At 74.2% G+C, this 11451-nt stretch carries 10 protein-coding genes and 1 pseudogene; 9 read left to right on the top strand and 2 right to left on the bottom strand.

Annotation, left to right across the window (positions count from 1 at the left end; all coding sequences use genetic code 11):
- The 9 genes and pseudogenes from ACFV04_RS30840 to ACFV04_RS30800 form a co-directional block, all read left to right on the top strand.
- Positions 1–767 (top strand): annotated as a pseudogene (locus ACFV04_RS30840) (DNA polymerase III subunit gamma and tau); the annotation flags it as partial.
- 116 nt (positions 768–883) lie between these two features.
- Positions 884–1222, top strand: a complete 339-nt coding sequence (locus ACFV04_RS30835) for a YbaB/EbfC family nucleoid-associated protein (RefSeq protein ID WP_360253681.1) — start codon at positions 884–886, stop codon at positions 1220–1222.
- A gap of 243 nt (positions 1223–1465) precedes the next feature.
- Positions 1466–2065, top strand: a complete 600-nt coding sequence (gene recR / locus ACFV04_RS30830) for a recombination mediator RecR (protein ID WP_218198914.1) — start codon at positions 1466–1468, stop codon at positions 2063–2065.
- Positions 2058–2720 (top strand): DUF5063 domain-containing protein, encoded by a 663-nt coding sequence (locus tag ACFV04_RS30825; protein ID WP_360253679.1) that lies wholly within the window; start codon positions 2058–2060, stop codon positions 2718–2720. The genes recR and ACFV04_RS30825 overlap by 8 nt, the downstream gene beginning before the upstream one ends.
- A 366-nt stretch (positions 2721–3086) precedes the next feature.
- Positions 3087–4367, top strand: a complete 1281-nt coding sequence (locus tag ACFV04_RS30820; protein ID WP_360253677.1) for an aspartate kinase — start codon at positions 3087–3089, stop codon at positions 4365–4367.
- Positions 4368–4395: 28 nt separating this feature from the next.
- Positions 4396–5451 carry an aspartate-semialdehyde dehydrogenase gene (locus ACFV04_RS30815; protein ID WP_380336732.1) on the top strand — a complete coding sequence of 352 codons (1056 nt, stop codon included), beginning with the start codon at positions 4396–4398 and terminating at the stop codon, positions 5449–5451.
- A gap of 316 nt (positions 5452–5767) precedes the next feature.
- Complete coding sequence (locus ACFV04_RS30810; protein ID WP_360253673.1) at positions 5768–6313, top strand: SigE family RNA polymerase sigma factor; 546 nt, start codon at positions 5768–5770, stop codon at positions 6311–6313.
- Positions 6306–7619 (top strand): hypothetical protein, encoded by a 1314-nt coding sequence (locus ACFV04_RS30805; protein WP_380533972.1) that lies wholly within the window; start codon positions 6306–6308, stop codon positions 7617–7619. Before ACFV04_RS30810 ends, ACFV04_RS30805 begins: the two co-directional genes overlap by 8 nt.
- 249 nt (positions 7620–7868) lie before the next feature.
- Positions 7869–8657, top strand: coding sequence for an SURF1 family protein (locus tag ACFV04_RS30800; RefSeq protein WP_380336726.1), 789 nt, complete (start codon positions 7869–7871; stop codon positions 8655–8657).
- Positions 8658–8740: 83 nt separating this feature from the next.
- Here ACFV04_RS30800 and ACFV04_RS30795 read toward each other — a convergent pair whose 3' ends face one another.
- Both ACFV04_RS30795 and ACFV04_RS30790 read right to left on the bottom strand, forming a co-directional pair.
- Positions 8741–9439 carry a hypothetical protein gene (locus ACFV04_RS30795; RefSeq protein WP_380533970.1) on the bottom strand — a complete coding sequence of 233 codons (699 nt, stop codon included), beginning with the start codon at positions 9437–9439 and terminating at the stop codon, positions 8741–8743.
- Positions 9436–11340, bottom strand: a complete 1905-nt coding sequence (locus ACFV04_RS30790; protein WP_380533968.1) for a S9 family peptidase — start codon at positions 11338–11340, stop codon at positions 9436–9438. Before ACFV04_RS30790 ends, ACFV04_RS30795 begins: the two co-directional genes overlap by 4 nt.
- Positions 11341–11451 lie beyond the last annotated feature (111 nt).

Below are 11451 nucleotides of genomic sequence, written 5' to 3'. Positions count from 1 at the left end.
GTGGCGGCGCGCCCGCCCCGGCCGCCGCCGCGCCCGCCGCGCCGCAGCACCAGGCTGCTCCGGTCCAGGCCCCGGCCCCGGTGCCCGCGCCCGCCCCGGCTCCTGCGGCCGCCCCTGCGGCGGCCGCCGCCGGTGGGCAGCCGTCGGCCTCCGCGCAGCAGGGCGCCGCACAGGTCCGGCAGCTGTGGCCGCAGATCCTGGAGGCCGTGAAGAACCGCCGCCGCTTCACCTGGATCCTGCTCAGCCAGAACGGTCAGGTGGCCGGGTTCGACGGCAGCGTGCTGCAGGTGTCGTTCATCAATGCCGGCGCCCGGGACAGCTTCGTCGGCAGCAACAGCGACGACGTGCTGCGTGCCGCGTTGGCCGACGCACTGGGCGTGGACTGGCGCATCGAGTGCATCGTCGACCCGTCCGGTGGTGTCGGGGCCGCCCCCGGTGGCGCTGCCGCCGGTGGTGCCCCGGGCGGCGGGGGCTGGGGCGCCCCGGCCCGTCCGGCCGCCCCGCCAGCCGTGGCGGCGCCCGCTCCGGCTCCTGTTCCCGTGATGGCACCCCAGCCGGTGCAGGCCGCGCCCGTGCAGGCCGCGCCGGTGCAGGCCCCGCCGCCCGCCGCGGCGCCGGCCCGTCCGGTGCGGTCGGTGGCCCCGGAGGACGACATCCCGGAGGAGGACGACCCGGACCTCAACGAGGAGGCGTTCTCCGGCCAGGAGCTGATCATCCGCGAGCTGGGTGCGACGGTGCTGGAGGAGATCCACCACCGGGGCAACTGAGCCGCTGGGGCCTACCGGGCAGCCGGGCCACCGGGGCACCCGGGCGGGGCGCAGCACGTAGGCTCGGCGGTGACGAACGACGCACCGCAGACAGCCGTGACAGCAAGGAGAGAGCCGTGTTCCCCGGTGGTGGCCAGCCCAACATGCAGCAGCTGCTCAAGCAGGCGCAGAAGATGCAGCAGGATCTCGCGAAGGCCCAGCAGGAGCTGGCCGACACGAAGGTGAACGGTACGGCGGGCGGCGGCCTGGTCGAGGCGACGGTGACCGGTGCCGGTGAGCTGGTGGCGCTGACCATCGCCCCGGCGGCGGTCGACCCGGAGGACACCGAGACCCTGGCCGATCTGATCCTGGCGGCGGTCCGGGACGCGACCCAGACCGCGCAGAAGCTGCAGGCCGACCGCATGGGCCCGCTGACCCAGGGCCTGGGCGGCGGCATCCCCGGCCTGCCGTTCTGACCCCGGCGGGAGCGGTCGGGCCCGAACGGTCGGGCCCGGACCGGGCCGCCGGTGGCGACGGGATCGTGCCGGCGGGTCCCGACCGCGGGTGACGAGACCGTCCGACGGCCCCGCGGGTCTGGAGTTCAGACGACGGACCCATGTGATTTATGTGGGAGTCGGGCGTCGGGCGCTGTGTCCGACGCCCGATTCGTTGGATGATGGCACCGGAGCACCACCGACCATCCGAAGGAAGGCGCGACGTTGTACGAGGGCGTGGTTCAGGACCTGATCGACGAACTGGGCAGGCTGCCCGGCGTCGGGCCCAAGAGCGCCCAGCGGATCGCGTTCCACGTGCTGCAGGCCGATCCGACCGACGTGCGCCGGCTCGCGCACGCGCTGCTGGAGGTCAAGGACAAGGTCCGCTTCTGCGCGGTCTGCGGCAACGTCGCCGAGGCCGAGCAGTGCCGGGTCTGTCTGGACCCCCGCCGCGACCTCGCCGTCATCTGCGTGGTCGAGGAGCCCAAGGACGTCGTCGCCATCGAGCGCACCCGTGAGTTCCGCGGCCGCTACCACGTGCTGGGCGGCGCGATCAGCCCCATCGAGGGCGTCGGCCCGGACGACCTGCGCATCCGCGAGCTGCTGTCGCGCCTCGCGGACGGCACGGTCACCGAGCTGATCCTGGCCACCGACCCCAACCTGGAGGGGGAGGCGACCGCCACCTATCTGGCCCGGCTCTGCAAGCCGATGGGCCTGAAGGTGACCCGTCTGGCGAGCGGCCTGCCCGTCGGCGGGGATCTGGAGTACGCGGACGAGGTCACCCTCGGCCGCGCCTTCGAAGGGAGACGACTGCTCGATGTCTGACCGGACGATCAACCAGCAGCACACCCACGGGCACGGCTCGGAGCCGGACGACTTCGCCGTGCAGATCGCCGACTCGGTGGAGAGCTTCGTGCTCGCCGTCACCGAGGTCGCCAAGGGCGACGAGCCGGGCAGCGCGGTCTCCCTGCTGCTCCTGGAGGTCTCGCAGCTGCTGCTGGCCGGCGGCCGGCTGGGTGCCATCGAGGACGTCGTCCCGGAGGACCGCTTCGAGCCCGACGCCGGTCCCGAGCCGGACGGCGAGCAGCTGCGCGAGCGGCTGGCCGAGCTGCTGGCGCCGATCGACGTCTACCACGAGGTCTTCGACCCGTACGGCCCGCCGGAGAAGCCCAACGCCTTCCGGATCTCGGACGACCTGGCCGGTGTGGTCAGCGAGCTCCAGCACGGGCTGACGCACTACCGCGAGGGCCGGGTCAGCGAGGCGCTGTGGTGGTGGCAGTTCTCCTACCTCTCCAACTGGGGCACGACCTGCACCGCGGTGCTGCGGGCGCTGCAGTCGCTGATCGCGCACGTCCGGCTGGACAGCCCGATCGGTGCGGTGCCGGACGGCGCGGACACCGACGACGACGGGCTCACCGACGAGCAGCTGGAGCAGCAGGCGGGCGACCTGATGGCGGCCGAGCTGGGGGTGCAGCGGTAGGGCCGCGGCGGTGGGGCCGCGGTGGTGTGGCTGCAGCGGTGGGGCCGTGGCGTCCGGGCCGCGGCGGACGGATCGCCGCCGCGCCGCCGACTGTGACGGACACCTCAGTGATCCGCCCGGAAGGAAATCCGGCCGGATCGCCGTCCGCCGGTCCGCCGATTCTTCGGGGCCGTACCGAATCGCCCGCAGACCTGCCGGTGGGGCCGCCCGTCCGGCCGATCACCTGCTGAAACAGGCGTCTCATCATATGGAAAGCGCCGGTCGGGGCACCCCTGCTCGGTAGACTGACGCGGACCGCACACCCCCCTCCCCCGGGGGTACGGGGGCCTGGAGCCCCCGGAAAACGACACAAGTCGAGGAGCGCACGTGGGCCTTGTCGTGCAGAAGTACGGCGGCTCATCCGTTGCGGATGCCGAGGGCATCAAGCGCGTGGCCCGTCGAATCGTTGACGCCAAGAAGGCCGGCCATGAGGTCGTCGTCGTGGTGTCCGCGATGGGCGACACGACGGACGAGCTCATCGAACTCGCGGAGCAGGTGTCACCGATCCCTGCCGGCCGTGAGTTCGACATGCTGCTGACCGCTGGAGAGCGCATCTCCATGGCGCTGCTGGCCATGGCGATCAAATCCCTGGGTCACGAGGCCCAGTCCTTCACGGGCAGCCAGGCCGGTGTCATCACCGACTCCGTCCACAACAAGGCGCGCATCATCGACGTGACGCCGGGCCGCATCCGCACCGCCCTCGACGAGGGCAACATCGCGATCGTGGCTGGCTTCCAGGGCGTCTCCCAGACCAGCAAGGACATCACCACGCTGGGCCGGGGCGGCTCGGACACCACCGCCGTCGCCCTCGCCGCCGCCCTCAGGGCCGAGGTCTGCGAGATCTACACCGACGTGGACGGCGTGTTCACCGCCGACCCGCGCGTGGTGAAGAAGGCCCGCAAGATCGACTGGATCGCCTACGAGGACATGCTCGAACTGGCGTCCTCCGGCTCCAAGGTGCTGCTCGACCGCTGCGTGGAGTACGCGCGGCGCTACAACATCCCGATTCACGTACGCTCGTCCTTCTCGGGTCTCCCCGGGACGATCGTCAGCAACGACAACCCGAACAAGCCCGAAGGGGGCGAGATGGAGCAGGCCATCATCTCCGGAGTCGCCCACGACACCTCCGAGGCCAAGGTCACGGTCGTCGGCGTGCCCGACAAGCCGGGCGAGGCGGCCCGGATCTTCCGCGCCATCGCCGACGCCGAGGTCAACATCGACATGGTGGTGCAGAACGTCTCCGCCGCGTCGACCGGCCTGACCGACATCTCCTTCACCCTGCCCAAGACCGAGGGCCAGAAGGCCATCGACGCGCTCGGCCGGGTCAAGGAGGGCATCGGCTACGAGTCGCTGCGCTACGACGACGCGATCGGCAAGATCTCGCTCGTCGGCGCGGGCATGCGCTCCAACCCGGGCGTCACCGCGACCTTCTTCGAGGCGCTGTCCGCCGCGGGCGTCAACATCGAGCTGATCTCCACCTCGGAGATCCGCATCTCGGTCGTCACCCGCGCCGAGGACGTGCCCGAGGCCGTCCGCGCCGTGCACAGCGCCTTCGGTCTGGACAGCGAGACCGACGAGGCCGTCGTCTACGGCGGCACCGGACGATGACCCGGGAGCGGAGCGGGAGCACCGGGCGATGACCCGGCGGCCGAACCTCGCCGTCGTCGGCGCCACCGGCGCGGTCGGCGAGGTGCTGCTCGGGCTGCTCTCACTCCGCCAGGACGTCTGGGGCGAGGTCCGGCTCGTCGCCTCCCCGCGCTCGGCCGGCCGCAAGCCGGTCGTGCGCGGCGAGGCGGTCGAGGTCGTCCCGCTGACCGAGGAGGCCTTCGCCGGGATCGACGTCGCCGTGTTCGCCGTCCCCGACAGCGTCTCCGCCCAGTGGGCGCCGATCGCGGTGGCCAAGGGCGTCGTGGTGGTCGACGACTCCGCCGTCTTCCGCGCCGCCGGGGACGTGCCGCTGGTCGTCCCCGAGATCAACCCGGCCGCGCTGCGGATCCGCCCGCGCGGCATCGTCGCCGGCCCCGCCAGTACTACCCTCGCGATGATCGCGGCGGTCGGCGCGCTGCACGCCGAGTACGGGCTGACGCAGCTCGTGGTCGCCTCCTACCAGGCCGCCGGCGGCGAGGGCCGCGCCGGGGAGGCCGCCCTGCGCGAGCAGACCGCACTGGTGGCGGGCACCGACGTCGGCCGGCAGACCGGCGACCTGCGGCCCGTGATCGCCGACCACGGGCCGTTCGCGGCCCCGCTCGCGCTCAACGCCGTGCCCTGGACCGGCGGACTGCGCGAGGGCGGCTGGGCCGCCGAGGAACTGGGCATCCGCGACGAGTCCCGCAAGATCCTCGGCCTGCCCGCCCTCAAGGTCTCCGCGACCTGCGTCCACATCCCGGTCCTGCGCACCCACGCGCTGGCCGTGCACGCGCGGTTCGAACGGGAAGTCACCCAGGAGCACGCGCAGGACATCCTGCGGGACGCTCCCGGCGTGGTCCTCTACGACGACCCGGCGGCCGGCGAGTTCCCGACGCCGAACGACGTGGTCGGGACCGACCCGGTCTGGGTCGGGCGGGTGCGCCGGGCCCTGGACGAGCCGGACGCGCTCGACCTCTTCCTGTGCGGGGACAACCTGCGCAAGGGGTCGGCGCTCAACCTGTTGCAGATCGCGGAGCTGGTGGCGGGCGAACTGACGGTGGAGTAGGACCCGTGGCCGGCCGTCGAACGGGGCTCAAGTCCCCTGCGCGGCTTCCGATGTGTCTGCTTGTGTCCACACCTGTGTCCATACCTGTGTCCGCTCCTCGACACAATCTGTCCGGAATCCCGGGGGAATCCCCTGGAGGCAGCTTCCGCCCATACGGAAGAATGGGCCCCGGGCTGGGCAACCATGACAGGGGATCGAGTGTCCAACGGGCGTGGCGAACGTGATGGTGGGGGCAAGGGCAGGCATCCCGGCGAGGGCCGCGGTGTCGTTCCCCTCGCGCGCCCCGAGGCCTGCGAGTAGGCCGGAAGACGACCAGATGACGGCGGCCGCACGCGGTGCGGCGGACTCCGGCGCGGGTACCGACGCGGGTACCAGCGAGGACCTGCTCACCGAGACCTACCAGGCGCACTACCGCTCGCTGCTGCGGCTCGCCGCGCTGCTCCTGGACGACCTCTCGACCTGCGAGGACGTCGTCCAGGAGGCGTTCATCCGGGTGCACGCCGCCCGGCGGCGGGTGCGCGAACCCGAGAAGACCCTGGCGTACCTGCGGCAGACGGTCGTCAACCTGTCCCGCTCCACGCTGCGTCGCCGGATCCTCGGTCTGAGACTGCTGCAGAAGCCCATGCCTGACATGGCCAGTGCAGAAGAAGGTGCCTACGATGCCCTGGAGCGCGACCAGTTGAAGGCCGCGCTGCGTGGACTGCAACGCCGTCAGCGGGAGGTTCTGGTGCTGCGTTACTTCCTGGACATGACGGAGGCACAGGCCGCCGAAACCCTGGGCATCTCGCTCGGCTCGGTGAAGGCCTACGGATCGCGCGGACTCGCCGCCCTCCGCACGCAGATGGAGGCCGGTCATGGCTGAGGACGACGGCGCCGGGCGGCGGGCGGTGGACGACACGACACCGGAGGACCCGGGGGGCACGGCGCGGTCGGGGGCCACGGCGGGACCGGGGGCCACGGCGGGTCCGGCGGTCGCCACGGGCGCCGGACCCGCAGTGGAGGCCGCAGGGGCGCCGGACGCCCCGGAACTCTCGGGACCGGGCGGGCTGTCGACCGACGAACGGGCGGTGCGGGAGCTGATGCACCACGCCGTCGCCGGGATCCAGCCCTCGGCCGGCGGACTGCCCCGGATCCGGCGGGCCGTACCCCGCCGCAGGGCCGCCCGGCGCGGTGCCTGGACCGGGGCCGCCGCCCTCGCGTTCGCCGTCGCGATCGCCCTGCCGGTCCTGCACGAGGGAGAACACCTCGGACTCTCCGGCGGCCCCGGATCGGCCGAGGCCAAGAGCCCCGCCGCCACCGCCCCCAGCGGCACCGCCACCGGCACCACCGGCCACGGCAGCGTCCCGCCCGCGGGCCCGGGCAGCACCGGGGACACCTCGACGGCCGCCGGCACCGCCACCGTCTCCCACACCCCCGACACCGGGGCCGTGCACGTCGACGGCACCGTCCCGCCCACCGGGACCGCCGGGGCCGGCGACGGCGGCATCATCCCGCTCTGCACCCGCACCGACCTCGGCGACGGCGCCGCGCAGGTCGGCTCGGCCGATGCGACGGGGCGGATCTACGGCTCCTTCACTGTCTACAACGTCTCCGGCCACAGCTGCCGCCTCGGCGGACCGGGCGCCGTCGCCGTCACCGGCGTCAGCGGCGGCGACCGCAGCCGCATCCGCACCGCCGACCACGCCCCGGGCGACGCGGCCGGCGGCCTCACCGCGATGGACGCGGAACCGCCGGTGCTCGCCCCGCAGACCGGGTACCGGCTGCCGTTCGCCTGGATCCCCGACCAGAGCTGCACCGGCGGCGCCACCAGCGCGCCGACCGGCCCCAACCAGGTCGCGCTGACCTCCCAGGCCCCGGTGTCCTCGGGCGTCCCTGCCGCCGGGGCAGCCGGGGCCGCCGGGGCCAGCGGCGCGCCCAGCGCCAACCCCCAGGCCACCTCGTCGCCCTCGGCGGGCCCCACCTCGGCCCCCAGCCCCACCGCCACCCCGACCGGCAACCCCACCACCGCGCCCCCCACCGCCACCATCGCCCACACCCCCGCCCCGGGCAGCCCCACGGCCGCCACGGCGACGCTGCCGCTGGCCTGCAGCGGGACGTTGTACCGGGGCGGCGTGCAGGCGGTGGGCGGTTCGGCGCCGCAGCCCTCCGGCTCGCCCTCGGCGAGGTGAGGGGCGCCCGCGGCCGAGGGGGCGGGCGTCGGACGGGCGGTTGCAGGCGCGGTCGGACGTGAGGTCGCGAGCGCAGAGTCAGACGCGAGGCCGACCACATCAGCTGGTTCCGGGCCGCCGGGGACGGGCACCGGGCCGACGCCCCGGGTGCGCCGTCGGGTGCGCCGTCGGGTGCGGCCTCCGCGGGAGTGAGGGGCTCGACCGGGCCCTGGGGGCGGGACGGGTGTGAGGACTGGTTACCGTGGGGGTGTGTACCGGTTCCTCCTGACTCCGCGGTGGCTGAGCGGCACCGCTCTGGCCGTGGCGGCCGTGGCGGTGTGCCTGTGGCTGGGCTCCTGGCAGCTCGGCCGGTTCGAGGACCGGGTGTCCACGCACAACGAGGCCAAGCAGGCGATCGCCGCCACCGGTGAGGCCAGGCCGATCGACGCGCTGCTCGACCCGGCGACCCCGCAGGTGACCACGGAGACCGTCGGCAAGCCCGTCACGGTGACCGGCAGCTACGACGCCGAGCACCAGCTCCTCGTCCCCAACCGCGTGGTCGACGGCAAGCAGGGCTACTACGTGCTCACCCCGCTGCGCACCGCCGACGGACACGCCGTCGCCGTGGTGCGCGGCTGGGCGCCCGGGGCACCCGCCGCCGGGGCACCCGCCGGACCGCCGCCGGACGGGCCGGTGACGGTGACCGGGCGGCTGCAGGCCAACGAGGCCGTGGGCACCAACGGTGCGGTGGCCGGCGGGCTGCCGGCCGGGCAGCTCGGCATGATCAACCGCGCCTCGCTGCTGAACGTGCTCGCGTACGACGGCTGGTACGACGGCTGGGTGGCCGTCGACGAGGCCCCCGCCGGGCTGACCCCCGTACCGACCGTTCAGCCGCAGGGCGGGGACGGGCTCACCCTGCGCGCGTTCCAGAACCTGGGCTACACCCTGGAGTGGTTCGTTTTCGCGGGTTTCGTCGTCTTCATGTGGTTCCGCCTGGTGCGCCGGGAGGCGGAGGCGGAGCAGGACCGGGCCCTGGGACTGGACCCGGTCCTGGACTGACCGGACTGACCGGACTGCTGGACCGGCTGGACCGGCCGGACCGGCCGGTTGGTGGCGCCGGACCGGGGTCCGGCGTTCCTGGCTCAGCGCTTGGTCGGCAGCGGCGGCACCGCCGTCGGCTTGACCGGCGGCAGGGTCGGCGCCGGCGGAGCAGGGCTGGGGAGAGCCGGGGTCGGCAGGGCCGGGGTCGGCGTCGGGAACGGTGGCTGGGCCGGTGTCGTCGATCCGATCGGCACCGGCGTCGGGCCGCCGGAGCAGTGACTGTGACCGTTGCCGGAGGTGTTGTCCGAGTCGTAGTGGTCGATGTGGTGGTGCACGGTGCGCCCGGTCTTCGAGCCCTTGGACCCTGAGCCCGAAGACCCGGAGGAGCCGGAGGAGCCCGACGAGCCGGACGACCCCTTGGAACCGCTCGACCCCTTGGACCCCTTCGAGCCCTTGGCGAGCTGGACCGTGCCGTCCCCGGGAGGCGGCTCGTACGCGACGAACGCCGCCGGTACGACGGAGACCCCCGCCCCGCCGGTGCTCGCCCCGTCCCTGCCCGCCCCGTCCAGGCTCGCCCGGGTCGCCGTGGCGAGCGGCGTGGCGGGAACGGGGGGCGCGGTGGGCGCGGGGGGCGCGGTGGTCGGTGCGGCCGGGGCGCTCGGCTTGACGGCCGACGGGGTCGGCGCGGGCGGGCCGACCGGGGGCGGGCAGGAGGCGTTGTCGCTGTGCGATCCGGAGCAGCCGGTGAGCACCAGGGCCCCGGCCACCACCGCCCCCGCGAGTATCAGCACACGTCTCACGCCGACTCCCCGTCAGCGTCGCCCGCGGCCACGTCCAGGTACCGCCGGACGAAGTCGATCTCCAGCCGGAGCTGCTTGATCCGCTCCTCGACGACCAGCGACCCGTGCCCGGCGTCGTACCGGTACACCTCGTGCGGCTTGCCGAGCTGCTCCAGCCGCTCGACGTAGTTCTCGATCTGCCGGATCGGGCAGCGCGGGTCGTTGACCCCGGCGCTGATGTACACCGGCACCCGCACCCGGTCCACGTAGGTCAACGGCGAGGAGGCGGTGAAGCGGTCCGGGACCTCCTCCGGCGTGCCGCCGAAGAGCGTGCGGTCCAGCGACTTGAGCGCCTCCATCTCGTCGGCGTACGCGGTGTGGTAGTCCGCGACCGGCACGGCGGCGACGCCGACCGCCCAGGCGTCGGGCTGGACGCCGAGGCCGAGCAGGGTCAGGTAGCCGCCCCAGCTGCCGCCGGTGAGCACCAGTCGGCGCGGGTCGGCGAGGCCGCTGTCGACCGCCCACGCGCGGACCGCCGCGATGTCCTCCAGCTCGATCAGACCGACCCGCTCGTGCAGGGCGTCGGTCCAGGCCTGGCCGTAGCCGGTCGAGCCGCGGTAGTTGACCCGGACCACCGCGAAGCCGTGGTCCAGCCAGGCGGCCGGGCCGGCAGCGAAGGAGTCGCTGTCGTGGTGGGTCGGACCGCCGTGGATCTCGAACACGGTCGGGAGCGGGCCGTCCCCGGGGGTGGTCCCGGCCGGCCGCTGCACCAGGGCGTGCACCCGCCCACCGGGCCCGTCGACCCAGACGTCCTCGACCGGGACCGAAGCGGGCGGCACCGCGCCGGGCGCCCGCAGCACGACCGTCCCCGCGGTGGAACGGACGGCGGAGGGCTCGGCGGCGGACGACCACAGGTACTCGACGGTGCCGTCCGGACGGCCGGTGGCACCGCCGACGGTGCCGCGCGGGGTGTCGAGGCGGGTCAGCCGGCCGTCGGCGAGCGCGTACGAGAACAGCTCGCTGCGCGCCTCGTACTCGTGCTCCACCAGCAGTTCCCCGGCGCCGGGACGCCACTGCGCGGAGACGTCACCGGGGAGCTCGCGGCCCTGCTCGTCGCGCAGCGGCAGCGCGGTCTCGACGCCGGTGGCGACGTCCCAGATCATCGGCTCCCAGCGGCCGGTGCGCTGGTGGGCGACCAGCAGGCGGGTGTCGCCCTCGACGGGCGCGAAGCCCAGGCAGGCGACGCCGCGCGGTTCGTCCCGGCCGGTGACCTCGTCCAGTTCGGCGACGGTCTCGGGGGTGGCGGCGGTCCCGGTGGTGGCGGTGCCGGTGTCGGTCTCGGTGGCGGTTCCGGTGAGGCGCACGACGCGGATCGCGGAGTGCATCGCGTCGCCGTGCTCGGTGTGGTCGATCGCGAGCAGCGTGCCGTCGTGGCTGAGGTCGCCGATGCCGCCGTACTCCGCGTGCCGGTAGATCTCGACGGGCTCGGCGTCGCCGGGGCGGCGCAGGTGCAGGGTGGTGCCGTCCTCGTCCGTGGACCGGCCGACGACCACGGTGCCGTCGCGGCCCAGGGCCAGACCGGCCGAGTAGGAGGGGGCGAGGCCGGGCACGGCCTCCTCGTCCGGGCCGCCCGCGAACGGCTGACGGCGCCAGACGCCGAACTCGTCGCCGTCGTGGTCGTCGAACCACCAGACCCAGGCGCCGTCGGGGGACAACTCGGCGTCGGTGGTGCCGTTCGGACGGTCGGTGACCCGGCGGTGGTCGCCGGTGGCGCGGTCCCAGGCGTAGACCTCGTAGGTGCCGGTCGCGTTGGACACGTACAGCGCCCGGTCCGGGGCGTCCTCGGCCCAGTCGGGCAGCGACACCCGGGCCGCCCTGAACCGCTGCTCCCACGCCGGTACGGCGCTCTTCTCCTCGCTCATCCGACCATCCAACCCGATCGGGGGGAGGGAATGGAACGGGCGGGTGGGCCTGGGGCCACCCGCCGGTGGTTCGGGGGAGTGCGCGAAGCGGCTGCGGGGCGCGCGAGGGCG

The organism is Kitasatospora sp. NPDC059599, assembly GCF_042735125.1.
Taxonomy (GTDB): domain Bacteria; phylum Actinomycetota; class Actinomycetes; order Streptomycetales; family Streptomycetaceae; genus Kitasatospora.
This window is presented reverse-complemented; position numbering and strand designations above follow the sequence as displayed.